The sequence below is a fragment of the Burkholderia sp. MS455 genome (genome assembly GCF_016899445.1).
Classification (GTDB): Bacteria; Pseudomonadota; Gammaproteobacteria; order Burkholderiales; family Burkholderiaceae; genus Burkholderia; species Burkholderia pyrrocinia_C.
The window spans coordinates 1,239,064-1,263,048 of record NZ_CP041779.1 but is presented as its reverse complement, the minus strand read 5'-3'; the positions used below and the strand labels follow the sequence as shown (position 1 = coordinate 1,263,048).

Here is a 23,985-nt window from a genome sequence, read left to right as displayed (position 1 = left end):
GAGACACGATCGGAACGGAGGGAACGCACGCGACTGCGAACGAGTGCGGCAACGACGGTCATCGTACGGCACGCGCGCCATGCTTTCCAATACCATCGAATGGCATTTGTTATGCTTCACAGGCATATCACTGAACCGGGACGGGCTCCGCATGCGCCAGATCGAACTGCGTCACCTGCGTTACTTCGTGGCCGTCGCGCAAGCCGGCAGCGTGATGGCCGGCGCCCGCGCGGCCGGCATCGTCCAGCCCGCGCTGTCGCGTCAGATCCGCGAACTCGAGGACGCGATCGGCACGCCGCTGCTGATCCGCCGCACCACCGGCGTCACGCTCACCGCGGCCGGCGCGAGCTTCCTGCGGGATGCGACCGGCCTGCTCGCGACGCTGCAGGACAGCCGCGAACGCGCGCTGCGCAGTGCGGCCGGCCAGCTCGGCGAACTGCGGCTCGGTGCACTGCCGAACTGCCTGCCGTTGCCCGTCGTCGCGAACGTGCTCAAGGCGTTTCGCGACGCATGCCCGGACGTGAAGCTGTCGATCGCGCCGATGCTGTCGGCCGAACAGGCGAACGCGCTGGTGCGCGGCCAACTCGATGGCGGGATCATGGCGTGGCGTCGCGACGAGGCGCCGCACCTGTCCGGCGTGCGGCTGCTGAGCGACCGTTTCGTGCTCGCGATGCCCGCGCCGCCCGGCGGACGCTTCAACGCGCCGCGCACGCTGGCCGACGTAGCGAACCAGCCGTTCGTCTGGTTCGACGCACAGCGCTCCGCCGCCCACCACCGGTTCCTGATGACGCAGTGCCGGCAGGCCGGCTTCACGCCGCGCATCGCGCAGGTCGGCAGCGACATCCCGACGCTGATCGGCCTCGTCGCGGCCGGAATGGGCTGTGCGTTCGTGCCGGAAAGCGCGTCGCCGACGTGCCCGCGCACGGTTCGGCTCGTCGCGCTCGACGAGCTAGCGAGCCGCTTCGATATCGAGTTCGTGTTCGACGGCGCGGCGGCGGTACCGTCGCCCGTCGTCGCACGGTTTCTCGCGGCCGTGCGCGAGGCGGCCGGCGCACCGGATTGACCCGGTACCGGATACCGGTCAGGCGCGGCAAGCGCTCGAGCGGTGCGATTCGCGCCGCCGGCCGGCGAACGGATTCCGCCCTCCGTCAAATCAACGTTCAGCCGTTGCAACGCGCTAAACAGCAGCATCGCGCCCGCGAAAAATCTTTTTAAGCGATGACGACGGACGCCCCTGCGCCCGTATTTTTAAATTGACACCAAAAACGGCCGTTTAACGCCATTTCGAATTGTCATGTGCCGAAATATACTTCGCGCGCATCCAGTCCTCGTGCCAAAGAGAGGATGCGTTTCCGCCCCGGTCACGGCCCCCCTGTGACCGGGGCTTTTTTTGCCTGTGCGCCGCGCCGGCAAAGGGTTTTCGGGCCGCGACGCGATGCCCGCGCCGGGTTGCAGCCAACGCATGAACGCCCCGTTCGATCTCCGCGGGCACACGCCGCTGCGCAGTCGCCGGCCGGCTCCCGGATCACCGCCCGCGGGCCTCGCGCGCACGCGGGACGCGCTCCGCATTGTTGACATGGAATCAAGATAATTTCGTCCGCATGCGGCTTTTTCCGCAAAAGTAATGCAGGCACACTTCGCGCTGTCGTCAACGGCCCGTGCCGTTGTCCCTCGATTACAGGAGCCCAACGCGTGAACACCACGACTTCCTCTCCTTCCCGCCCGGGCGGCAGCGCCGCGCTGCCGCTGCTGGCGCTCGCCGCCGGCGCGTTCGGCATCGGTACGACCGAGTTCTCGCCGATGGGCCTGCTGCCCGTGATCGCCGACGGCGTGCACGTGTCGATCCCGCAGGCCGGCATGCTGATCAGCGCCTATGCGATCGGCGTGATGGTCGGCGCCCCGCTGATGACGCTGCTGCTCGCGCGCTGGTCGCGCCGCTCGGCGCTGATCGCGCTGATGTCGATCTTCACGATCGGCAACCTACTGTCGGCCGTCGCACCGGGCTACACGACGCTGCTGCTCGCCCGCCTCGTGACGAGCCTCAACCACGGCGCGTTCTTCGGGCTCGGCTCGGTGGTCGCGGCCAGCCTCGTGCCGCGCGACAAGCAGGCCAGCGCGGTCGCGACGATGTTCATGGGTCTCACGATCGCGAACGTCGGCGGCGTGCCGGCCGCGACCTGGCTCGGCCAGATCATCGGCTGGCGCATGTCGTTCGCGGCGACCGCGGGCCTCGGCCTGATCGCGATCGCCGGCCTGTTCGCCGCGCTGCCGAAGGGCGAAGCCGGCAAGATGCCCGACCTGCGCGCCGAACTGTCGGTGCTGACGCGCCCGGTCGTGCTCGGTGCGCTCGGGACGACGGTGCTCGGCGCCGGTGCGATGTTCACGCTCTACACGTATGTCGCGCCCACGCTCGAACACCTGACCGGCGCGACGCCCGGCTTCGTGACCGCGATGCTCGTGCTGATCGGCGTCGGCTTCTCGATCGGCAACATCGCGGGCGGCCGTCTGGCCGACCGCTCGCTCGACGGCACGCTGGTCGGTTTCCTGCTGCTGCTGATCGCGACGATGGCCGCGTTCCCGCTGCTCGCGAGCACGCATGCCGGCGCCGCCGTCACGCTGCTCGTGTGGGGTATCGCGACGTTCGCGGTCGTGCCGCCGCTGCAGATGCGCGTGATGCGTGCGGCTCACGAGGCACCTGGCCTCGCGTCGGCCGTCAACATCGGCGCGTTCAACCTCGGCAACGCGGTCGGCGCGGCAGCCGGCGGCGCGGCGATCTCGGCCGGCTTCGGCTATGCGGCCGTGCCGCTCGTCGGCGGGCTGATCGCCGCGGCCGGACTCGCGCTCGTGATGCTGCAGATGGCGCAGCGCCGCCGCGCACCGGCCACCGCGAATTCGTAATCGCGCCCCGTCCCGCGCCGGCACCTGGCTCGGGTGGGCGGCGCACGCGGTCCGGCCCTGCTGCGTCAGCGCGCGCCGGCGAACCCGCCGAAGAACGCACGCGCGTTCGCGTCGAGGCTGTCGAGGTGATAACCGCCCTCCTGCACGATCACCGTCGGCAGGCCGAGCGCGCCGATCGCGCCGCCGAGCCGCCCGAAACCGTCGGTCGTGACGGCGACCTGCGATTGCGGATCGTCCTTGTAGATGTCGAAGCCGAGCGCGAGCACGAGCGCATCGGGCTGGAACCTCGCGAGCGCGCGCAGCGCGTCGTCGAGCCGCTCGAAGAACACCGACTCCGGCGCGCCGTGCGGCATCGGCAAGTTGAGGTTGAAGCCGTCGCCCGCCCCCGCGCCCGTCTCTTCCTCGTAGCCGGCGACGACCGGGTAGAAGTTGGTCGGATCGCCGTGAATCGATACGTACAGCACGTCGTCGCGGCCGTAGAAGATCTCCTGCACGCCCTGTCCGTGATGCATGTCGGTATCGAGGATCGCGACCCGGCGATGGCGGCCGAGCAGCGATTGTGCGGCAATCGCCGCATTGTTCAGGTAGCAGAAGCCGCCGGCCGCGTCGCGGCGCGCATGATGGCCGGGCGGCCGGCACAGTGCGTAGGCCTCGCGCGCGCCGTCGTTGACGTCGGCCGCGGCCGCGAGCGCGCCCTGTGCGGACCAGTACGCGGCACGCCACGTGTTCGCGCCGACCGGGCAACTGCCGTCGGCGAGGTAGCGCGCGGCTTTCGCGAGTATGCCGCGCAGCGGGTTCGGGTCGCGCACGAACACGTTCGACATCACTTCGTCGCCCCAGTCGTCGGGCATCTGCTTCCAGTCGCGGTGCGCGTCCTCGAGAAAGCGCAGGTAGTTCATGTCGTGCACGGCCGCGATCGGCGCGGTGCCGCGGTCGGCCGGCTCGCGCACGTCGAAGTCGAGCGACCGCACGGCCGTGACGAGCCGCGCCGCGCGCTCGGGCACTTCCTGCGGTTCGCGCATCTGCCCGCGCGACAGGTAGCTGCGCGGATGGTGCAGCAGTTGTTCGGGATGGAAATAGGTTTTCATCGTTCGTCCTCGTCGGTTCGCCGCGTCATGCACCGTGCGCGGTGGTCGCCGTTTCGGCGCGCGCCGCGACGCCGGCGCGCGCCAGCACCGCATGGAGCAGCACGTTCGTGCCGCGCGTCACGTCGTCGGGCAATGCATCCTCTGTTTCGTTATGCGACAGGCCGTCGACGCACGGGATGAACACCATCGCGGTCGGGAAGCAGCGCGCGAGCAGGATCGCATCGTGGCCGGCGCCGCTGACGATCCGCTCGTTCGTGTAGCCGAACGCGGCCGCCGCCTGCGCGACCAGCTCGACGCAAGCGCGATCGAACGGCGTCGCCGGGCTGCGCCAGCAGGTATCGATCGCGACCTGCACGCCGCGCGCGGCGGCGATGCGCGCGCACGCATCGCGCAGGTCGCGCTCCATCGCATCGACTTCGGCATCGTCGTGATGGCGCAGGTCGACCGTGAACGTCACGTCGCCGGCAATGGTGTTGCGCGACGCGTTGCGGATCCCGACCTGCCCGATCGTCGCGAGCCCGCGCGGCGCGTAGCCGGCGACGATCCGTTCGAGTTCGAGCGCGATCTGCGCGCTCGCGAAATATGCGTCCTTGCGATACGGCATCGGCGTCGTGCCTGCGTGCGCGGCGATGCCCGTTACCGTCATGTCGAGCCAGCGGATCGCCTGCCCGCCCGTGACGATGCCGATCGTCGTGCCGTTCGCCTCGAGCACGGGCCCCTGCTCGATATGCGCTTCGAAATACGCATCGACGGCACCGCCCGTCGCGCGCGTGCCGCGATAACCGCATGCGTCGAGTGCCGCGCCGAGCGTGACACCGTCGGCGTCCTGCTTCGCCAGTGCGTCGGCGAGCGGCAACGCGCCCGTGAACACGGCCGAACCGAGCATCGCCGGCGCGAAGCGCGCGCCCTCCTCGTTGGTCCACGACACGATCTCCAGCGGCTTGTCGGTCGCGACGCCTGCGTCGTTCAACGTGCGCACGAGTTCGAGCGCGGCAAGCACGCCGTACACACCGTCGAAGCGGCCGCCTTCGGGCTGCGTATCGAGATGGCTGCCGATCAGCACCGGCGCAGCCTGCGCATCGGTGCCGTCGCGCCGTGCAAACAGGTTGCCGGCTGCGTCGACGCTCACCGTCATCCCCGCGTCGCGGCACCATTGCGCGAACAGGTCGCGACCGCGGCGGTCGTCGTCGGTGAGCGCAAGGCGCCGCACGCCGCCGCGCGGCGTCGCTCCGACGCGCGCCATGTCGGCCAGGCTCTGCCACAGACGTGCGCCATCGATTTCCAACAGGTCTTTCATCTGCACTCCGGATGAATTCGTTCTTAGCGGTTCAATGCGAGCCGAGCGCTTCGGCGGCGGCCGGCTGCGCGGCCCGGCGCGCATCGAGCGCGACGATGCAGAGCAGCGAGATGCCGGCGAGACATGAGTAGAACACCGCGAGCGGCCACCACTGACCCGTGAAGCGATGCGCGAGCCACGTGCCGACGAGCGGCGTCAGGCCGCCCGCGATCGCGCCGCAGATTTGATACGCGAGCGAGATCGCCGAATAGCGCACATGCGCGGGAAACACGTCGCTGACGAAGCCCGCGATCACCGAGTAGAAACCGGCCATGCATACGACCGCGAGCGCGATGCCCGCGACGAGCGACGCGGACGTGCCGCCCTGCACGAGCATGAACATCGGATACGGCGACAACATCGCGAGCAGCGCCGCGAGCTTCAGGAAGCGCGCGCCGCCGATGCGCTCGGCGATCCATGCGGCGATCGGCTGCGCGACGAACTGGATGATCGCGACCGCGAACAGGCTGTCGAGGATCAGCGAGCGCGATACGCCGACGTACTGCGTCGTGTAAGCGATCATGAACGTGTTCGTGAAATAGACGCCCGCGATCCCGATCGTGTTCGCGCCGATGCACAGGGCCACGAGCCCCGACGCGGAACGGAACACTTCGGCGACCGGCAGCTTCACCGTGCGGTTCGCTTCCTTCACGCGTGCGAATTCCGGCGACTCGTTCACGCCGAGCCGGATCAGGATGCCGACCACGAGCAGCACCGCGCTCGCGAGAAACGGCAGGCGCCAGCCCCATGCGAGGAAGTCGGCCTTGTCCATCGACGTGACCGCGCGGAACGCGATCAGCGACAGGATCAGCCCGGCCGGGCTGCCGAGCTGCGCGAACGACGCGAAGAACGTGCGGCGCCCCTGCGGCGCATGCTCGCCCGCCATCAGCACCGCGCCGCCCCATTCGCCTCCGACCGCGATCCCCTGCACGACGCGCAGCACGACGAGCAGCACCGGCGCGAGCATGCCGACCTTCGAATAGTCGGGCAGCAGCCCGACGCAGACGGTCGCCACGCCCATCATCATCAGCGTCGTCATCAGCGCCTTCTTGCGGCCGATGCGATCGCCGAGATGGCCGAAGATGACACCGCCGAGCGGCCGCGCGAAGAAGCCGACCGCGAACGTCGCGAACGACGCCATCGTGCTGACGAACGGGTCGTGCGACGGGAAATAGAGTTCGCCGAACACGAGCGCGGCGGCGGTCGCGTAGATGTAGAAGTCGTACCACTCGATCATCGTGCCGATGAACGCGGCCGTCGCGGCGCGTCCCGGCTGGCGGGCGGAAGGAAGGGACTGGGTCATGCGGGCTCCTGATGCGCGCCGCGTTGCGGGCAACACGCAATATCGTGGTGACGGCCGTCTGTCGCGGCCTCGCGCCGCACGCTGCGGCACCCCTCCTTTATCGGCGACCGCAAATCATTAGTCAAATTTCAAGTTATTATTCGCTGTATAAATTTAACTAATGTCCACCCCGACGCCTCGCCCGGAGACCCGATGCGCCCCGACCTCGCCCCGTTCCTGAACGACCGTCTCGACTGGAACCTGCTGCGCACCTACCTGGTGATCATGCAGGAGCGCAGCGTGAGCCGCGCGGCCGCGCGCCTGCATGTGACGCAGCCGGCCGTGAGCCAGGCATTGAGGCGGCTCGAGGACGCACTCGAGCGCCGGCTGATCGAGCGGCGCGGCGCGCACTTCGCGCCGACGCCGGCCGGCGAAGCCGTGTACCGGATCGCGAGCGACATTTACGGCGGCATCTCGCGCCTCGAAACGGAAATCGACGACAGCACTGCCGACCTGACCGGTTCGATCCGGCTGCTGACGGTGAGCCGCATCGAATCGCCCGTCTACGACGAATTCCTCGCGGACTTCCATCGCGCGTATCCGCGCATCGACCTGCAGATCGAAGTGATGCGCTCGTCGGACATTCTTTCGTCGCTGCTGCAGAAGACGGCCACGGCCGGGCTCGGCCTGTGCCGCACGCCGCACGACAAGCTGGAGATGCGCTGCTTCCTGCGCCAGCGTTATGCGATCTACTGCGGCCGCCATCACCGGCTATTCGGGCAGACGCAACTGCGGATGGACGATCTGCTCGCGGAGAATTTCGTGTCGTTCACGAGCGACCAGATCGGCGACAGCCTGTCGCCGCTCACCGTGTTCCGCGACCAGAAGGGTTTCACGGGGCGCATCGTCGCGTCGTCGCCGAGCCTCGATGAAGTGCGGCGGCTGATCTTCGCGGGCTACGGGATCGGCTGCCTGCCCGAGCACATCGTGCGCGACGATATCGCGCAGCAGCGGCTGTGGCGGCTGCCGCCCGACGACGGGCTCGTCGATGTCGACGTGTTCCTGCTGTGGCATCGCGACCGCAAGATGAACGCGGCCGAGCACGCGTTTCTCGACGCGATGGAGCGCTGCATGCAGCGCTATTCGCTCGCGGAGCGGCTGGGGAAGTAACGGCGCGAACGCGCCCGGGGAAAGCGCCGGGTGCACACGGCCCGGCGCGTCGACGACGTCAGAAGCGATGCACGATGCCGAGCTGCACGCCGCGCGCATTCGCGCCCGGATACGCGAGCGGCAAGCCGGGATTCGCCGCGCCGGCAAGCGTGTAGCCGGCCTGGTTCCGGTTGCGCAGGTACGACAGCGCGCCGTAGAAGCTCGTGCGCTTCGACAGGTCGTACTCGTACATCAGCCCGAGCTGGTCCGCGTTGTTGCCCTGCGACGACTGGTCGTGCAGATACGCGTAACCGAGCGCGACATAGTTGGCCGGGTTGAACTGGTACTTGACCGACAGCCCGTACACACGCGAATCGATTCCGAGGTCGGCCCACTTCACCGCGGAGAAACCACCGTAGACCGTCGCCTTGCCGATCGCATACGACGCGCCGGCCATGATCGTGCGATCGGTCGTGGTCGCCGTCGTGTTCTTCAGCCACTGGCCCGCGACGAACGCCGCGAACGGCCCGTGCTCGTAGGTCAGGTCGAACTGCTGGCTGGAACCGGCCGAGCGCGCGCCGCCCGCATCGCCGAACCCGAAATACAGCCCGCCCTGGAAGCCGGCGATCTCCGGGCTCTGGTACGACAGCGTATTGCTGGTGCGGAACGCGAACACGGTCAGGTTGTCCATGCCCGACGCCTGCGTGACGCCGCCGAACGCATCCTGCCCGCCCTGGTCGTTGAACAGCGGCGAATTCTGCCGGCCCGCGCGCACCTTGCCCCACTGCCCCACGATGCCGACCCACGCCTGACGGTTGAACATGCTGCCCGAACTCGCCAGCGAGCCGTCGTTCGGGTTGAAGCCGTTTTCCAGCGCGAACTCAATCTTCTGCCCGCCGCCGATATCCTCACCGCCCTTCAGCCCGAACCGGCTGCCCCACTGGCCGCCCGAGTTGATCGCCGCCGTATAGCCGTTGCCGGTATTCACGTACTGCGCGAATTCGTCGATCACGCCGTACAGCGTGACGCCGTCCTGCGCGAACACGGCTCCCGAGCCGCCAAGACACACGACTGCGACCGTTATCCGAAGAACGGCATGCGGCAGCCGTACCGGCGAAGTGCTCGCACGGCATTTCATTTGTTTAGTCATACTATTTGATGAAAAGAGAACGAGACGATGCCGGGCACGGCAATCGCGCCGCACCGGCATCGCAAGACAGGAAATGTGTGGACCACCCGGCGCCGGCAACGCCGGGACCGAAGCGACCTGCTGCTCAGGCCGGCCGCCGGCCGGCCCGATGCACGACGCGCGTCGTCAGTGGTGAACTTCGCCGGTTTCGAGCGGCAGGATCAGGCGCTCGGGGATGCTGCGCCGCGACGCGCGCGCGGCGATGTAATACAGCACGGCCGGCACGATCAGGCCGAGGATCCACGAGATGTCGGTGCCGCCGAGCGCGTCGACGAGCGGACCGGTGTAGATGTGCGTCGACATGAACGGCAACTGCACGAGGATGCCGACCACGTAGATCGTGATCGCCATCGCGTTCCAGCGGCCGTAGCGGCCATCCGGATCGGACAGTGCCGGCACGTCGTAGCGCGAGCGCGTGAAGCAGTAGTAGTCGACCAGGTTGATCGCGCTCCACGGCGTGAAGAACGCGAGCAGGAACAGGATGAACGCGGTGAATTCCTTCAGGAACGAATGGCGGCCCGCGAGCGCGATCAGCGTCGACACGCAGATCATCCCGAAGATGTACACGAGGCGGCTCTTCGACGACACGGCACCCTTGCCGCGAAAGCCGCTGACGATCGTCGCCATCGACATGAAGCTGCCGTACGCGTTGAGCGCCGTCACCGTCACCTTGCCGAACGCGATGCTGAAGTACAGCAGCGCGGCCACGGCGCCCGTCGAGCCGAGACCGACGATATACGCCACTTCATGGTGCGCGAACTGGCTACCGGCCAGCGCGGCCGCGAACACGCCGAACACCATCGCGGCCTGCGCGCCGATCACCGAGCCCAGGCCGACCGCGAGAAACGTCGCGACCGACGACGTCGAGCGCGGCAGGTAGCGCGAATAGTCGGCGACGTACGGGCCGAACGCGATCTGCCACGACGCCGACAGCGACATCGACAGCAGGAAGCTCGCGAGCGAGAAATGCCTGTTCGCGAGCAGCGCGCCGACGTCGTGGTTCGCGAACAGCTGCGAGAACATGTAGATGAACGCGACGATGCCGACCACGCTCGCGATCCGGCCAACGAAGTGGATCGCGCGATAGCCGAACACGGTCAGCACGACGATCACGGCCGCGAACAGCAGGATGCCGGCCGCGTCGTCGACGTGCAGCAATTGCGCGACGGCCTGCCCGGCCAGCACCGAGCCGCTCGCGGAAAAGCCGATATACATCAGGCATACGAGCACGATCGGGATCATCGCGCCGTACACGCCGAACTGCACGCGGCTCGAGATCATCTGCGGCAGCCCGAGCTGCGGCCCTTGCGCGCCGTGCAGCGCCATCACGGCGCCGCCGACGAGCTGGCCGAGCAGCAGCGCGACCAGCGACCAGAACACGTCGCCGCCGAGCACGACGGCGAGCGCGCCCGTGACGATGGCCGTGATCTGCATGTTGGCCGACAGCCACAGCGTGAACTGGCTCAGCAGCCCGCCGTGGCGCTCGGCGTCGGGAATGAAGTCGATCGAGCGAACCTCGATCAGGCCGCCGGCTTTTCCACTGGGATTCGTTGACACGGGGAAATCTCCACAATACTCAGGACCGCAAATGGTTTGAAAAGACAGGAATCTGCGAGCCGCCCTTTCGGCTCTTCGGGTGCGGGGCGCCGTGGATCGCCGGCATGCGCCACGCACGCACGGTTTGCACGCTGGCGCGCAAGCGGCACGACGTGTGCCGACATTGCCAGCGGATGATCTTGTATATACAACTTGCGAGATATCGGTGATTACCCGATATCCGTCGATTTTCGAAATTGTTCTAACGATCGGGACGTGTCCGACTGGTTTTTCGTAAGTTTTGAGTTTGAAGAATGAAAGGCCTCGCGCTTGCGCACGATGCCTGTTTGCACGGCGAAGCAGTTTTGAGAACGCGCGATGCGTCGGGGGGCGGCCGATGTGCGCATCACGCGTTCGGCTCGCGCACGCCCGACCCGATCTGGAGCGCCGGAATGTCATCGCCGGCGTCATCGAGCTTGCCGGTCGAATGCCGGCCGAGATGGCGGGTATGCATTCACCGCAGCGCTCGCCGAACAGTTCGGCGGACGCTCCGTTTCAGACGAGCCGATCCGATGCGACGACCTGCACACCCGGCCGCGCATCGATCGCGGCGTCGACCAGCGCGCGCGCAATCCGCGACGCGGGATTCACGCGCCACTTCGCCGGCAACACGGGGCGGGCGACGTTCAACGCGAACACCAGCAGCCGCTCGCCGAGCCTGAATTCGTCGCGACTGCCACCGATCAGGCCCGGCCGCACATAAGTGAGCGACGCGAACCCGACGCCGGCCAGCGCGTGTTCGACCTCGCCCTTGACGCGGTTGTAGAAGATGCGCGACGCCGGGTCCGCGCCGAGTGCCGAGTTCAGCACGTAGGCCGGCGTGCCGTGCCGGTGCGCGAGCCGCGCGACCGCGAACGGATAGTCGTGATCGACGCGCCGGAATGCGGCCTGCGAACCGGCAGCGCGCATCGTGGTGCCGAGCGTGCAGATCACCGCATCGGCCTGCCACCAGTCGGCCGCGTCGGGCAGACGATCGAAGTCGACCTCCAGCGCGCGCATCTTCGGATGCGGCGACAACGGCCGGCGCGCGAGGACGACCACGTGATCGACCCGTGCATCGGCAAGCGCGACTTCGAGGACGTGGCGCCCGACGAGCCCGGTCGCGCCGACGAGCAGCAGTTTCATGTCCGGTTCTTCCGTGTGGAGCCTGCGTTGGCGGGCCGGAAGCGGCCCGGTTTCCGGCTATCGACATGATGGTCGGCCGACGTGGCGCCGGCAACCGTCCCGCATCTCTAAAAATTACAGGCCGCACTCATTCCATATCTCGAACTGGCCGTGTCACGCCGCCGGCTCCGGGCCATCGCATCTCAGATCATTAAGATCATGGTTATTCGATATTTGTGCGACGAACGATATAAAACCCATTCGCGGGCTTTTTTGCGTCGCCAAAGCCGTGCGCGATCGATTCGGATTTGCTTCGACGCAGGAACCGGCACAGCTCGCAGCAAACGGCACGACAACCTGAAAGCCGCCGATGCGCGTATTGCGCACCGGCGCCTCCGTTTCAGGGCGACGCGTCAAACATGCAACGCGTGCCCCAGCGCACGCAATGCCGCCTCCTGCAGTGCTTCGCCCAGCGTCGGATGCGCATGGATCGTGCCGCCGATGTCTTCCAGCCGCGCGCCCATCTCCAGCGACTGCGAGAACGCCGCGGCCAGCTCCGACACCCCGCGCCCGACGGCCTGCCAGCCGACGATCAGGTGGTTGTCGCGCCGCGCGACGACACGAACGAAACCTTCGGTTGCCTGCAGCGTCATCGCGCGCCCGTTCGCCGCGAATGGAAACGACGCGCTCAGGCAATCGACGCCGGCCGCGCGGGCGTCGTCCGGCGACCAGCCGGCCGTCACGATCTCGGGATCCGTGAAGCACACGGCCGGGATCGATGCCGGCATGAACTTGCGGCGCCGGCCGGCGATCAGCTCGGCGACCACCTCACCCTGCGCCATCGCGCGATGCGCGAGCATCGGCTCGCCGGCGACGTCGCCGATCGCCCACACGTTGCGCATCGACGTCCGGCATTCGTCGTCGATCCACAGCGCCCGGCCATTGCGATCGAGCGGCAGCGCTTCGAGCCCGAAGCCGTCGACGCGCGGCCGGCGGCCGACCGCGACCAGCACGCGATCGGCCGGCAGCGTCCGTTCGGCACCGTCGGCCGCCTGCACGCGCACCGCACCGTGCTCCGCGAGCCCGAGCACCTTGTGGCCGAGCCACAGCCCGACGCCGAGCCGCGCGAGCGAATCGGCAACCGGCCTCGCGAGCTCGGCATCGTACGCAGGCAACACGCGCTCCGCCGCTTCGACGACGCTCACGTCGACCCCGAGCTTGCGATAGACGATCCCGAGTTCGAGCCCGATATACCCGGCCCCGACGACGACCAGCCGCTTCGGCAACGTCATGGGCGACAGCGCCTCGGTGGACGACACGACGTGCCCGCCGAACGGCATCGACGGCAGTTCGACCGGTTCGGAACCGGTCGCGAGCAACAGGTGCTCGCAACCGATCCGCGCCGTATGGCCGCCGGCGACGACGTCGACCGTCTTGCCGTCGATCACGCGCGCGTCGCCGTGCAGCACGCGCACGCCGTTCTTCTTGAGCAGCGCGTCGACGCCGCGCGTCAGCCGGTCGACGATGCCGTCCTTCCACGCGACGCTTTGCGCGATATCGATCTCGGGCGTGCGCACGCGGATCCCGAGCGCCCCTTCGCCGGCCTGGCCGCAGGCCTGTTCGAATGCGTCGGCCACGTGGATCAGCGCCTTCGACGGAATGCAGCCGATGTTCAGGCAGGTGCCGCCGAGCCGGTCGCGCTCGACCAGCACGGTCGGAATGCCGAGCTGGCCGGCGCGGATCGCGGCGACGTAGCCGCCCGGGCCGCCGCCGATCACGAGCAGCGTGGTGTGTTCGTTTTTCATCGGCCTCACTCCACGAACAGCAGTGCCGGGCGTTCGAGCACCCCGCGCACGGCCTGGATGAATTCGGCCGCGTCCGCGCCGTCGACGACGCGATGGTCGAACGACGACGACAGGTTCATCATCTTGCGCGCGACGACCGCGCCGTCGCGGATCATCGGCCGCTCGACGATCCGGTTCACGCCGACGATGCCGACTTCAGGATGATTGATCACCGGCGTCGACACGATGCCGCCGAGCGCGCCGAGGCTCGAGATCGTGATCGTCGAGCCGCTCAACTCATCGCGCTGCGCGCGGTTCGCGCGCACCGCATCGGCGAGCCGCGCGATTTCGGCGGAGATCGACCACACGTCACGCGCTTCCGCATGACGCAGCACGGGCACCGTGAGGCCCGCATCCGTCTGCGTCGCGACACCCATGTGCACCGCGCCGTAGCGTGTAACGACGCCCGCTTCGTCGTCGAAGCGCGCGTTGATCTGCGGGAAGTCGCGCAGCGCGATCACCATCGCGCGGATCAGCAGCGGCAGCGGCGTGAGCCGGCCGCGCGTATCGCCGTAGCGGCGGTTCAGGTCCGCGCGCAACGATTCGAGCTCGGTGACGTCGATTTCCTCGACATAGCTGAAGTGCGGAATGCGGCGCTTCGCTTCCTGCATCTTGCGCGCGATCGCACGCCGCAGGCCGATCACCGGCACTTCGGTTTCGTCGTTGCGTTCTTCGTAGCCGTGCGCTTGCGACGCACGCGCCGCACCGCCGCTCGTCTTCGCATACGCATCGAGGTCCGCGTGCAGAATCCGCCCGGCTTCACCCGTGCCGCGCACATAGCGCAACTCGATGCCCATGTCCCATGCGCGCTGACGCACGGCCGGCGACGCGAGCGGCCGTTCGCCCGGCGCGAGCGCCGCGCGCGGCTGCGCCGCAGGTTCGGCACGTTCCGCACGACGGGCCTCCGCGGGGGCGCGGTTCGCCGCACGATCCGGCGCCGCAGCGGCCGCAGGCGCTGCCGCCGGCACGTCGGCCACCGGCACCGACTTTGCCGCCGCTGTCGTTTGCACCGGCGCCGCTTCCGCCTTCGCCTTCGCATCCCGCACCGGCGCACCCGGCTTCAGGTTGCCGTCGCCTTCGACCTCGAGCCGAATCAGCTCGCTGCCGACCGCCATCATCTCGCCGAGCCGGCCGCCGAGCTCCAGCACCTTGCCCGACACCGGCGACGGAATCTCGACCGCCGCCTTGTCGGTCATCACGTCGGCGAGCGGCTGGTCTTCCGCGATCGTCTGTCCGACTTCCACATGCCAGGCCACCAGCTCGACCTCGGCGATCCCTTCGCCGATGTCCGGCATCTTGATGACATGAATCCCCATTTCACGCCTCCATCACGCGTCGCAACGCTTCGCCGACCCGTGCCGGGCCCGGAAAGTACGCCCATTCCTGCGCATGCGGATACGGCGTGTCCCAGCCCGTCGTGCGCTCGACCGGCGCCTCGAGGTGGTAGAAGCAATGTTCCTGAACCAGCGACACCAGTTCCGCGCCATAACCGCAGGTGCGCGTCGCCTCGTGCACCACGACGCAGCGCCCGGTCTTGCGCACCGACGCGACGACCGTGTCGAGGTCGAGCGGCCACAGCGTGCGCAGGTCGATCACCTCCGCGTCGATGCCCGTCTCCTCGGCCGCCGCGAGCGACACGTGCACCGTCGTGCCGTACGTCAGCACCGTCACGTCGTTGCCGGGCCGCACCACGGCGGCCGTATCGAGCGGCACCGTGTAGTAGCCCTCGGGCACCGCGCTCGCCGGATGCTTGAGCCACGACGTGACGGGCCGCTCGTGATGACCGTCGAACGGCCCGTTGTACAGCCGTTTCGGCTCGAGGAAGATCACTGGATCGTCGTTCTCGATCGACGCGATCAGCAGCCCTTTCGCGTCGTATGGATTCGACGGCATCACCGTGCGCAGCCCGCACACCTGCGTGAACATCGCCTCCGGGCTCTGGCTGTGCGTCTGGCCGCCGTAGATGCCGCCGCCGCACGGCATCCGGATCGTCATCGGCGCGGTGAACTGGCCGGCCGAGCGATAGCGCAGCCGCGCGCCTTCCGACACGATCTGGTCGGATGCCGGGTAGAAATAGTCGGCGAACTGGATCTCGCACACCGGGCGCAGCCCGTATGCGCCCATCCCCACCGCCACGCCGACGATCCCGCCTTCCGAGATCGGTGCATCGAACACGCGCGACTTGCCGTATTTGTTCTGCAGTCCTTCGGTACAGCGGAACACGCCGCCGAAATAACCGACGTCCTGCCCGAACACGACCACGTCGCCGTCGCGCCCGAGCATCACGTCCATCGCGGAGCGCAGCGCCTGGATCATCGTCATCGGCTGCGTCGCCGTGCCTGTCTCGAGTTGCGCCATGGTCATGCTCCCAGTTCCTGGCGCTGACGGCGCAGGTGCGCGGGCAGCTCCTTGTACACGTCGTCGAACATCGAGGCCGGCGACGGGATCCGGTCGTCGGCCAGCGACCCGTATTTCTCCGCTTCCTTCTGCGCGGCGATCACCTCGGCCTCGAGCTCGGCCGTCAGCGCGTCGTGCGCGCGGTCGGACCAGATGCCCTTGACGATCAGGTGGCGCTTGAAGCGGGCGATCGGATCGCCGAGCGGGAAATGGGACCAGTCGTCGCTCGGCCGGTACTTGGTCGGATCGTCCGACGTCGAATGCGCACCCGCGCGGTAGGTCACCCACTCGATCAGCGTCGGGCCGAGATTGCGGCGTGCGCGTTCGGCCGCCCAGCTCGACGCCGCGTAGATCGCGAGGAAGTCGTTGCCGTCGACGCGCAGCGACGCGATCCCGCAGCCGACGCCGCGCCCCGCGAACGTCGTGCCTTCGCCGCCCGCGATCGCCTGGAACGTCGAGATCGCCCACTGGTTGTTGACGACGTTCAGCACGACCGGCGCGCGGTACACGTGCGCGAACGTGAGCGCGGTGTGGAAGTCGGCTTCGGCCGTCGCGCCGTCGCCGATCCACGCGGACGCGATCTTCGTGTCGCCCTTGATCGCCGACGCCATCCCCCAGCCGACCGCCTGGATGAACTGCGTCGCGAGATTGCCGGAAATCGAGAAAAAGCCCGCGTCGCGATCCGAGTACATCACGGGGAGCTGGCGCCCTTTCAGCGGGTCGCCTTCGTTCGACATGAGCTGGCAGATCATCCGCTCGAGCGGCACGTCGCGCGCGATCAGGATGCTCTGCTGCCGGTAGGTCGGGAAGCACATGTCGCCGTCGCGCAGCGCCATCGCGTGCGCGGTGCCGATCGCCTCTTCGCCGAGGCTCAGCATGTAGAACGAGATTTTCTTCTGGCGCTGCGCGATCATCATGCGCGCGTCGAAAATGCGGGTCTTGAGCATCGCGCGCAGCCCGGCGATCAGGCGCGCATCGTCGAGGTCCGGTGCCCACGGGCCGAGGGCGTTGCCGTGGTCGTCGAGCACGCGCACGAGGCTGCGGGCGAGATTGGCGGTATCCGCCGGGGCAACGTCGATCGGCGGGCGGCGGACCGCGCCGGCCGGCGATAGATGCAGATAGGAAAAGTCCGTCTTGCAGCCCGGGCGCCCGGTAGGCTCCGGCACATGCAGACGCAATGGCTCTGACAGGCTCATCGTGTCGTCTCCACGCTCGATTGTGTCTCACGCTGATAGGCGCGCGCGGCCGGTTGCCGGCCTGCGCGCAGGCTGGCGCGCGGATAAGCACGCCAGCCTTGGAAATCTATGCAATGCCGCGCCGGCCGTCGATGACCAACCCGCTCGATCGCGGTGAGCATATTTGCCATGATAGGCGCGGGATGGCGGAATGTTATGCCTGTCGCGGCTGGCGGTCGCGCGCGCTTGTGTCGGTTGCATGGTCATCGCATCCGACGCGATGCCGCAAAAACAAAAAACCCGCGAGCGTTCGATCTCTCGCGGGTTTTCGGGCCTTCATGGAATCGCGTGGAAGCGATCGTGGTGCCGGGGACCGGACTTGAACCGGCAAGCCTGTCAAGGCGGCGGATTTTCGTCACACTGCTTCTTTCAAAGCCGGCGTCGCGAGCGCGATGCCGTTCGTGCGCTGGACTATGCCTTCGCCGTCGCGCGCGGGCGTGACCGCTGCCCGTGCGCCTTAGGCGCCCCCCGTCTAGTCTCTACACCTTCCTCGCGGGAGCCGCGAGGCTTGGCTCGGCGTTGCCTCGATGCGCGCATCAGGGGTTTCGCCGAATTTGAAGGGTTCTGCACCGACCGTTTCCGGCCGGGCACTCAATCGTTTAAGTCCGCTATGTTTACCAATTTCATCACCCCGGCAAGAGGGCGGACGCGATTCTACCATTGCTTGCGCATACGTTCCCTTATTCGGACGACATGCATTGGGACGCGTCGTACGTGCGCGCGCCATCGCCGCTCGACGCACCATCGCATCGCACGCATTCATCCAGTGTAATCGGCGCCGATACGACACTGCCCGCGATTTCGTCCCGCGCCGCAATATCCGTCGATACAATCGAGTCCGCCTTGTCCGACGGTCGCAAACTGTCTGACGTTTGTATCGCGCCTGTTGCGAAACAAGCGTCGCGTACGTCATCGCGAAGTCACAAACGTTTTCGATAATCCCCCTGCCGAAAACGTTTACATCGCGCTACTTCATGACCTCGACCATCAAGGACGTCGCTGCCCTCGCGGGCTTCTCGATCGCCACCGTCTCGCGCGCGATCAACGCACCGCATACCGTCAGCCCCGCCACGCTGCAGACGATCCGCACCGCGATCGACACGCTGCAGTTCCGCCCGAGCCCGCTCGGCCGGCAACTGCGCGGCGAACGCACGCGGCTCGTCGGCGTCGTCGTGCCGACGCTGTCGAACCCGGTGTTCGCCGATTGCCTGCAAGGCATCGACGAACTCGCGACCGCGGCCGGCTTCAAGCTGATCCTGATGACGACCGAGTACGACGCGGCGCGCGAGCGTCACGCGATCGAGACGCTGCGCGAGCAGCGCGTCGAAGGGCTGATCCTCACCGTCGCCGACGCGGACACGCACCCGCTGCTCGACATGCTCGACCGCGACGGCCCGCATTACGTGCTGATGCACAACGACACGCAGCGCCGCCCGTCGGTATCGGTCGACAACCGCAGCGCCGCCTATGACGGCGTGCGGCTGCTGACCGCGCGCGGTCACCGCCGCGTGCTGATGCTGGCCGGTTCGCTCGCCGCGTCGGATCGCGCGCGCCAGCGCCATCTCGGCTATGCGCAGGCACTCGAGGAAAGCGGCGTCGCCACGCTGCCGCCGGTCGAAGTCGACTTCAACGCGCCCGAGCTGCCCGACGCGGTGCTCGCGCATCTGACCTCGCGCGCCACGCGTCCGACCGCCCTCTTCTGCAGCAACGACCTGCTCGCGATGGTCGTGATGCGCGGCCTGCGCCGCGCGGGCTTCTCGATCCCGGATGACCTGTCGGTGCTCGGCTTCGACGGGATCGCGATCGGCGAACTGCTCGCGCCGCCGCTCGCGAGCGTCGCGACACCGAACCGCGACATCGGCCGCCACGCGTGGCGGCGTCTCGTCGAATGCATCGGCGGCGCGACGATCGAACGCACGTCGCTGATCCTGCCGCATGCGGTACGCGACGGCGCGACGGTCGCGCCGCCTGCCACCGACCTGCAATTGCGCAAGGCCTGAACGCACCGGCGTGCCACCACGCACGCCGACCACCACATCACCCCAGCGCCACACACTCGCCCGGAGACCCACCGTGTCCTTTCGCCTGACCTCGCTGCTGCGCGCACTCGCCGCGCCGCTCGCCTGCGCCGCGCTTTTCGCCGGCGCACCCGCCGCCCATGCCGACGAAACGGCGATCTGCTACAACTGCCCGCCCGAATGGGCCGACTGGGCCGCGCAGATCGCGGCGATCAAGCAGAAGACCGGCATTCGCGTGCCGTTCGACAACAAGAACTCGGGCCAGTCGATCGCGCAGCTGATCGCCGAACAGAAGAGCCCGGTCGCCGACGTCGTCTACCTCGGCGTGTCGTCGGCATTCCAGGCTAAGGACAAGGGCGTGATCGCCCCGTACAAGCCCGCGCACTGGAACGACATTCCCGCGAACCTGAAGGATCCGCAAGGCTACTGGTTCGCGATCCACTCGGGCACGCTCGGCTTCTTCGTGAACAAGGACGCGCTCGACGGCAAGCCGGTGCCGCGCTCGTGGGCCGATCTGCTGAAGCCCGAATACAAGGGCATGGTCGGTTATCTCGATCCGTCCAGCGCATTCGTCGGCTACGCGGGTGCGGTGGCCGTCAACCAGGCGCTCGGCGGCAGCGTCGACAACTTCAAGCCGGCGCTCGACTGGTTCCGCAAGCTGAAGGCGAACGCGCCGATCGTGCCGAAGCAGACCGCGTATGCGCGCGTGCTGTCCGGCGAGATTCCGATCCTGCTCGACTATGACTTCGACGCGTATCGCGCGAAATACAAGGACAACGCAAACGTCGAGTTCGTGATTCCTAAGGAAGGCACGATCGCGGTGCCGTATGTGATGAGCCTCGTGAAGGGCGCGCCGCACGATGCGAACGGCAGGAAGGTGCTCGACTTCGTGCTGTCGGACGAAGGCCAGAAGCTGTGGGCCAACGCCTACCTGCGCCCGGTGCGCGCGCAAGCGCTCGGCGCCGATGTCGCCGCGAAGTTCCTGCCGGCGAGCGAGTATGCGCGCGCAAAGCCGGTCGACTTCGGCAAGATGGCGGCCGGCCAGCAGGCGTTCGGCCAGCAGTACCTGCAGGTGATGCAGTAAGCAGCAGGACGCAACCGATGCTCGATCTGACTTTCCCGCTGCGCTGGCGCGTCGCGCTCGTCGCGCCGGCACTCGCGATGTTCGCCGCGTTCTGGCTGCTGCCGATGGCGGCGCTCGTGCAGGTGTCCGCCGACGGCGCGTTTTTCTCGCAGTATGCGGCGCTGCTCGGCAATGCGCGCTACATGAAGAGCCTCGGCGAGACCGTCGCGCTGTCCGCGGGCGTTACGCTCGCGACGCTCGCTCTATCGACGATCTCCGGCCTGCTGCTCGCGCGCCGCGAATTCGCCGGCAAGCGCGTGCTGCTCGCGCTGCTCACGTTCCCGCTCGCGTTCCCGGGCGTCGTCGTCGGCTTCATGGTGATCATGCTCGCCGGGCGCCAGGGGCTGATCGGCATGCTGTCCGCGAAGCTCACGGGCGACAAGTGGGTGTTCGCGTATTCGGTCGCGGGCCTGTTCGTCGGCTACCTGTACTTCTCGATTCCGCGCGTGATCGTCACCGTGATCGCGGCCGCGTCGAAGCTCGATGCGTCGCTCGAGGAAGCCGCGCGCTCGCTCGGCGCATCGCCGTGGCGCATCTTCGTCGACATCGTGCTGCCCGCGCTCGCGCCGGGCCTGATCGCGGCCGGCGCGATCTGCTTCGCGACCGCGATGGGCGCATTCGGTACCGCGTTCACGCTGGCCACCGACCTGAACGTGCTGCCGATGACGATCTATACCGAGTTCACGCTGAACGCGAACATCGCGACGGCGGCCGGCCTGTCGATCGTGCTCGGCATCGTCACCTGGGCCGTGCTCGCGCTCGCGCGCCGCTTCACCGGCCATACCGCCGCCGCCGCGGCCTGAGGATTCCTGCATGCAATCGCTTTCCGGCTCTTCCGCGCCGTCGCCCGCTTCCGCATCCGCGCAGGCGAACGGCGTCGCGCGCCGCGCGCCGCGCGTCACGGGCGCGCGTGCGATCGCCGCGCTGCAATGGGGTGTCACGCTGCTGCTGTGCGCGTTCCTGATCGTGCCCGTCGTGATGTCGGTGCTCGCGGGGCTGACCGTCAACTATTTCCGCGGACTGTCGAGCGGCCTCACGCTGCGCTGGCTCGAACAGGTGTGGCAGCAGTATCACGGCTCGGTCGCGCTGTCTCTATACGTCGCGTTCGCGACGCTCGCGATCGTGCTCGCGGTCGGCGTGCCGGCCGGCTATGCGCTCGCGCGCAGCAAGAGCCGCGTCGCGCGCGCGATCGAGGAGGCGCTCGTGCTGCCGGTCGCGTTGCCGGGCCTCGCGTCGGCGCTCGCGCTGCTGGTCGTGTACGGCGGCTTCACCGCGTTCCGGATGAGCCTGTGGTTCATCGTCGTCGGCCACGTCGTGTTCACGCTGCCGTTTATGGTGCGCGCGATCGCGGCCGTCGCGGCAGGCGCCGACCTGCGCACGCTCGAGGAAGGCGCGGCCAGCCTCGGTGCGTCGTTCGTCACGCGCTTCGTCACGATCGTGCTGCCGAACCTGCGCCCCGGCATCGTCGCGGGCGCGCTCGCGGTGCTCACGCTGTCGATCGGCGAATTCAACCTCACATGGATGCTGCATACGCCCGACACCAAGACACTGCCCGTCGGGCTCGCCGATACCTATGCGTCGCTGCGCCTCGAAGTCGGCAGCGCATACACGATCCTGTTCCTGCTGATGACGCTGCCGCTCCTCGTCGCGATGCAATGGCTCGGCGTCGATCCGTCCGGCACGCGTGCACTCAAGCGCCGCCCGCGCTGACCCGCTGACCCGCCGACCTTTTCGCTGACATGAAACTCGATTCCACTCCCATCACCCTGACCGGCTGCGCGAAGACGTTCCGCGGCACGCGCGTGCTCGAACCGCTCGACCTGTCGATCGGCGCGGGCGAAACGCTCGTGCTGCTCGGGCCGTCCGGCTGCGGCAAGACGACGACGCTGCGCCTGATCGCGGGCCTCGACACGCCGGACGCCGGCGGCACGATCGCGTTCGGCAACGACGACGTGACCGCACTGCCGATCGAGCGCCGGCAGGTCGGCATGGTGTTCCAGAACTACGCGCTGTTTCCGAACCTGACGGTACGCGGCAACGTCGGCTACGGGCTCAAGATTCGCAAGACCGAACCGCGCGCGCTGCGCGAGCGCGTCGACGAACTGCTCGCGATGATGCGGCTCGACGCGCATGCGGACAAGCCGATCGATCAACTGTCGGGCGGCCAGCGCCAGCGCGTCGCGCTGGCGCGCGCGCTCGCGGTGCGGCCGCGCGTGCTGCTGCTCGACGAACCGCTGACGGCACTCGACGCGAAACTGCGCGACGTGCTGCGTCGCGAGATGAATGCGCTGCTGCGCGAGCTCGGCGTGACGACGGTCTACGTGACGCACGACCAGGCCGAAGCGATGGAGCTCGGCGACCGGATCGTCGTGATGGGCGCGGGTCGCATCGAACAGATCGGCACGCCGCGCGACATCTACTACCGGCCGGCCAACCGCACGGTCGCGCAGTTCATCGGCACGCTGAACCGGCTTGGCGGACAATGGCGCGATGGCGCGCTCGTGACGACGGGCGGCGCGATCGTCACGCCGCATGCGTCCGACGAGTGGTTCTTCCGCCCCGAGGATGCGCAGCTCGCCGATCCCGCGCATGCGCCGTTGCGCGGCACGGTCGGTGCGTGCGCGTTTCTCGGCGAGCGCACACGGCTCACGATCGAGCACGCGGCGCCCGACGCGCTCGTGATCGACGTGCCGGGCCGCATCGCGCTCGCGCACGGCACGGCGGTCGGCATTACGATTGCACCGGAAGGACTGATCGCGCTCGGCGCGTAATGCGCTTCGAATGCACCACGCATGCACGCCCCACCGCGGCGCATGACGCCGCACCCACAATAACCAGACGATTCCGAGAACCGACGATGCTGCTAGCTCAAATCAGCGATCTCCACATCAAGCGGCCAGGCCAGCTCGCGTACCGGCGCGTCGACACGGCGGCCGCGCTCGCGCGCTGCATCGCGAGGCTGAACGCGCTCGTGCCGCGCCCCGACGCCGTGCTCGTCACCGGCGACCTGACCGATTTCGGCCACGACGACGAATACGCCAACCTGCGCGACCTGCTCGCGCCGCTCGAGATTCCGTACTACCTGATGATCGGCAATCACGACGACCGCGCCGGGCTGCGTCGCGCGTTCGCCGATCGCGCCGAACTGCAGGACGGCGAATTCGTGCAGTACGCGCTCGACGTCGGCGCGGTGCGCGTGCTCGCGCTCGATTCGCAGGTGCCCGGCGCGAGCCACGGCGACCTGTGCGACGCACGGCTCGCATGGCTCGCCGCGCAGCTCGACGCCGCGCGCGATCGCCCGGTGATCGTCGCGCTGCATCACCCGCCGTTCGTGTCGGGGATCGGCCATATGGACGCGCTGCGCCTCGCGCCCGCCGCCGCCGCGAAACTCGACGCGCTGCTGCGCGGTTATCCGAACGTCGAGCGCGTGCTGTGCGGCCACGTGCACCGTACGATGTTCACGCGTTTCGGAGGCACGCTCGCGTCGGCCGTGCCGGCGCCCGCGCACCAGGTCGCGTTCGACCTGCGGGCCGATGCGCCGTCCGCGTTCCGGCTCGAACCACCGGCGTTCGCGGTGCATCGTCATGCGCCGGATACGGGGATGACGTCGCACCACGTGTATGTGGACGAAGGCGCCGGGCCGTATCCGTTCTATGAGCCGACGGGGGAACTGGTCGACTGACCGCGTGAAGCACATGCAATGACGGGCGGCCGGTTCTGCCGGTT

The 23,985-nt window shown here is 68.1% G+C and carries 19 protein-coding genes; 9 read left to right on the top strand and 10 right to left on the bottom strand.

The annotated features are described in order from the left end of the window. The first annotated feature begins 151 nt into the window (after nt 1-151). Together FPJ27_RS25030 and FPJ27_RS25025 are read left to right on the top strand one after the other, a co-directional pair. The gene (locus FPJ27_RS25030; protein ID WP_204426091.1) at nt 152-1,063 is read left to right on the top strand and encodes a LysR family transcriptional regulator; all 912 of its coding nucleotides are present in this window, start codon (nt 152-154) and stop codon (nt 1,061-1,063) included. A 629-nt stretch (nt 1,064-1,692) separates the two neighbouring features. Further along, a complete protein-coding gene (locus FPJ27_RS25025; protein ID WP_204426090.1) occupies nt 1,693-2,898 on the top strand; it encodes an MFS transporter in 1,206 nt (401 codons plus the stop codon). Between the two features lie 65 nt (nt 2,899-2,963). Here FPJ27_RS25025 and FPJ27_RS25020 read toward each other — a convergent pair whose 3' ends face one another. The 3 genes from FPJ27_RS25020 to FPJ27_RS25010 are packed head-to-tail and all read right to left on the bottom strand — an operon-like array spanning nt 2,964 to nt 6,625. Continuing rightward, on the bottom strand, nt 2,964-3,986 hold the full coding sequence (locus tag FPJ27_RS25020; protein ID WP_204426089.1) for a histone deacetylase family protein: 1,023 nt from the start codon (nt 3,984-3,986) through the stop codon (nt 2,964-2,966). A gap of 25 nt (nt 3,987-4,011) precedes the next feature. Continuing rightward, on the bottom strand, nt 4,012-5,283 hold the full coding sequence (locus FPJ27_RS25015) for a Zn-dependent hydrolase (protein WP_204426088.1): 1,272 nt from the start codon (nt 5,281-5,283) through the stop codon (nt 4,012-4,014). Nucleotides 5,284-5,314: 31 nt separating this feature from the next. Further along, the gene (locus FPJ27_RS25010; RefSeq protein ID WP_072435904.1) at nt 5,315-6,625 is read right to left on the bottom strand and encodes an MFS transporter; all 1,311 of its coding nucleotides are present in this window, start codon (nt 6,623-6,625) and stop codon (nt 5,315-5,317) included. A 192-nt stretch (nt 6,626-6,817) separates the two neighbouring features. Here FPJ27_RS25010 and FPJ27_RS25005 point away from each other — a divergent pair, with 192 nt between their 5' ends. Then, nucleotides 6,818-7,774, top strand: coding sequence for a LysR family transcriptional regulator (locus tag FPJ27_RS25005; RefSeq protein ID WP_204426087.1), 957 nt, complete (start codon nt 6,818-6,820; stop codon nt 7,772-7,774). Nucleotides 7,775-7,832: 58 nt separating this feature from the next. On the opposite strand, the gene FPJ27_RS25000 is transcribed toward FPJ27_RS25005, so the two are convergent. The 7 genes from FPJ27_RS25000 to FPJ27_RS24970 all read right to left on the bottom strand — a co-directional run bounded on the left by FPJ27_RS25000 (nt 7,833) and on the right by FPJ27_RS24970 (nt 17,079). Beyond that, complete coding sequence (locus FPJ27_RS25000; protein WP_204426086.1) at nt 7,833-8,903, bottom strand: porin; 1,071 nt, start codon at nt 8,901-8,903, stop codon at nt 7,833-7,835. A 165-nt stretch (nt 8,904-9,068) separates the two neighbouring features. Continuing rightward, nucleotides 9,069-10,499 carry a cytosine permease gene (locus FPJ27_RS24995; protein ID WP_204426085.1) on the bottom strand — a complete coding sequence of 477 codons (1,431 nt, stop codon included), beginning with the start codon at nt 10,497-10,499 and terminating at the stop codon, nt 9,069-9,071. Between the two features lie 534 nt (nt 10,500-11,033). Continuing rightward, the gene (locus FPJ27_RS24990) at nt 11,034-11,663 is read right to left on the bottom strand and encodes an NAD(P)H-binding protein (RefSeq protein WP_204426084.1); all 630 of its coding nucleotides are present in this window, start codon (nt 11,661-11,663) and stop codon (nt 11,034-11,036) included. A gap of 392 nt (nt 11,664-12,055) precedes the next feature. After that, nucleotides 12,056-13,447: a dihydrolipoyl dehydrogenase gene (lpdA, locus tag FPJ27_RS24985; protein WP_204426083.1), complete on the bottom strand. Its 1,392-nt coding sequence runs from the start codon at nt 13,445-13,447 to the stop codon at nt 12,056-12,058. A 5-nt stretch (nt 13,448-13,452) separates the two neighbouring features. Then, entirely contained in the window at nt 13,453-14,802 is a 1,350-nt protein-coding gene (locus FPJ27_RS24980; protein WP_204426082.1) for a dihydrolipoamide acetyltransferase family protein, read from the bottom strand. A 1-nt stretch (nt 14,803) separates the two neighbouring features. Next, on the bottom strand, nt 14,804-15,844 hold the full coding sequence (locus FPJ27_RS24975) for an alpha-ketoacid dehydrogenase subunit beta (RefSeq protein ID WP_072435911.1): 1,041 nt from the start codon (nt 15,842-15,844) through the stop codon (nt 14,804-14,806). A gap of 2 nt (nt 15,845-15,846) precedes the next feature. Then, nucleotides 15,847-17,079 carry a 3-methyl-2-oxobutanoate dehydrogenase (2-methylpropanoyl-transferring) subunit alpha gene (locus FPJ27_RS24970; protein WP_204426081.1) on the bottom strand — a complete coding sequence of 411 codons (1,233 nt, stop codon included), beginning with the start codon at nt 17,077-17,079 and terminating at the stop codon, nt 15,847-15,849. A 1,013-nt stretch (nt 17,080-18,092) separates the two neighbouring features. Between FPJ27_RS24970 and FPJ27_RS24965 the strand changes: the two genes are divergently transcribed. From FPJ27_RS24965 to FPJ27_RS24940, 6 genes are all read left to right on the top strand, one after another. Continuing rightward, on the top strand, nt 18,093-19,118 hold the full coding sequence (locus FPJ27_RS24965; RefSeq protein WP_072435913.1) for a substrate-binding domain-containing protein: 1,026 nt from the start codon (nt 18,093-18,095) through the stop codon (nt 19,116-19,118). 73 nt (nt 19,119-19,191) lie between these two features. Then, nucleotides 19,192-20,220 (top strand): ABC transporter substrate-binding protein, encoded by a 1,029-nt coding sequence (locus FPJ27_RS24960; RefSeq protein WP_072435914.1) that lies wholly within the window; start codon nt 19,192-19,194, stop codon nt 20,218-20,220. Nucleotides 20,221-20,237: 17 nt separating this feature from the next. Further along, nucleotides 20,238-21,062 (top strand): ABC transporter permease, encoded by an 825-nt coding sequence (locus tag FPJ27_RS24955; RefSeq protein WP_072435915.1) that lies wholly within the window; start codon nt 20,238-20,240, stop codon nt 21,060-21,062. Nucleotides 21,063-21,072: 10 nt separating this feature from the next. Beyond that, nucleotides 21,073-21,969, top strand: coding sequence for an ABC transporter permease subunit (locus tag FPJ27_RS24950; protein ID WP_204426080.1), 897 nt, complete (start codon nt 21,073-21,075; stop codon nt 21,967-21,969). Between the two features lie 29 nt (nt 21,970-21,998). Continuing rightward, nucleotides 21,999-23,030 carry an ABC transporter ATP-binding protein gene (locus FPJ27_RS24945; protein WP_204426079.1) on the top strand — a complete coding sequence of 344 codons (1,032 nt, stop codon included), beginning with the start codon at nt 21,999-22,001 and terminating at the stop codon, nt 23,028-23,030. 86 nt (nt 23,031-23,116) lie between these two features. Then, entirely contained in the window at nt 23,117-23,941 is an 825-nt protein-coding gene (locus FPJ27_RS24940) for a phosphodiesterase (protein WP_204426078.1), read from the top strand. Nucleotides 23,942-23,985 lie beyond the last annotated feature (44 nt).

Excerpts from the sequence above, each read along its gene's own strand:
- FPJ27_RS24970 (WP_204426081.1), bottom strand. The coding sequence starts at position 17,079 with ATGAGCCTGTCAGAGCCATTGCGTCTGCATGTGCCGGAGCCTACCGGG.
- FPJ27_RS25015 (WP_204426088.1), bottom strand. The coding sequence starts at position 5,283 with ATGAAAGACCTGTTGGAAATCGATGGCGCACGTCTGTGGCAGAGCCTG.
- FPJ27_RS24940 (WP_204426078.1), top strand. The coding sequence starts at position 23,117 with ATGCTGCTAGCTCAAATCAGCGATCTCCACATCAAGCGGCCAGGCCAG.
- FPJ27_RS25010 (WP_072435904.1), bottom strand. The coding sequence starts at position 6,625 with ATGACCCAGTCCCTTCCTTCCGCCCGCCAGCCGGGACGCGCCGCGACG.
- lpdA (WP_204426083.1), bottom strand. The coding sequence starts at position 13,447 with ATGAAAAACGAACACACCACGCTGCTCGTGATCGGCGGCGGCCCGGGC.
- FPJ27_RS24955 (WP_072435915.1), top strand. The coding sequence starts at position 20,238 with ATGCTCGATCTGACTTTCCCGCTGCGCTGGCGCGTCGCGCTCGTCGCG.
- FPJ27_RS24950 (WP_204426080.1), top strand. The coding sequence starts at position 21,073 with ATGCAATCGCTTTCCGGCTCTTCCGCGCCGTCGCCCGCTTCCGCATCC.
- FPJ27_RS25005 (WP_204426087.1), top strand. The coding sequence starts at position 6,818 with ATGCGCCCCGACCTCGCCCCGTTCCTGAACGACCGTCTCGACTGGAAC.
- FPJ27_RS25020 (WP_204426089.1), bottom strand. The coding sequence starts at position 3,986 with ATGAAAACCTATTTCCATCCCGAACAACTGCTGCACCATCCGCGCAGC.
- FPJ27_RS24965 (WP_072435913.1), top strand. The coding sequence starts at position 18,093 with ATGACCTCGACCATCAAGGACGTCGCTGCCCTCGCGGGCTTCTCGATC.
- FPJ27_RS24980 (WP_204426082.1), bottom strand. The coding sequence starts at position 14,802 with ATGGGGATTCATGTCATCAAGATGCCGGACATCGGCGAAGGGATCGCC.
- FPJ27_RS24975 (WP_072435911.1), bottom strand. The coding sequence starts at position 15,844 with ATGGCGCAACTCGAGACAGGCACGGCGACGCAGCCGATGACGATGATC.
- FPJ27_RS24945 (WP_204426079.1), top strand. The coding sequence starts at position 21,999 with ATGAAACTCGATTCCACTCCCATCACCCTGACCGGCTGCGCGAAGACG.
- FPJ27_RS25000 (WP_204426086.1), bottom strand. The coding sequence starts at position 8,903 with ATGACTAAACAAATGAAATGCCGTGCGAGCACTTCGCCGGTACGGCTG.
- FPJ27_RS25030 (WP_204426091.1), top strand. The coding sequence starts at position 152 with ATGCGCCAGATCGAACTGCGTCACCTGCGTTACTTCGTGGCCGTCGCG.
- FPJ27_RS24990 (WP_204426084.1), bottom strand. The coding sequence starts at position 11,663 with ATGAAACTGCTGCTCGTCGGCGCGACCGGGCTCGTCGGGCGCCACGTC.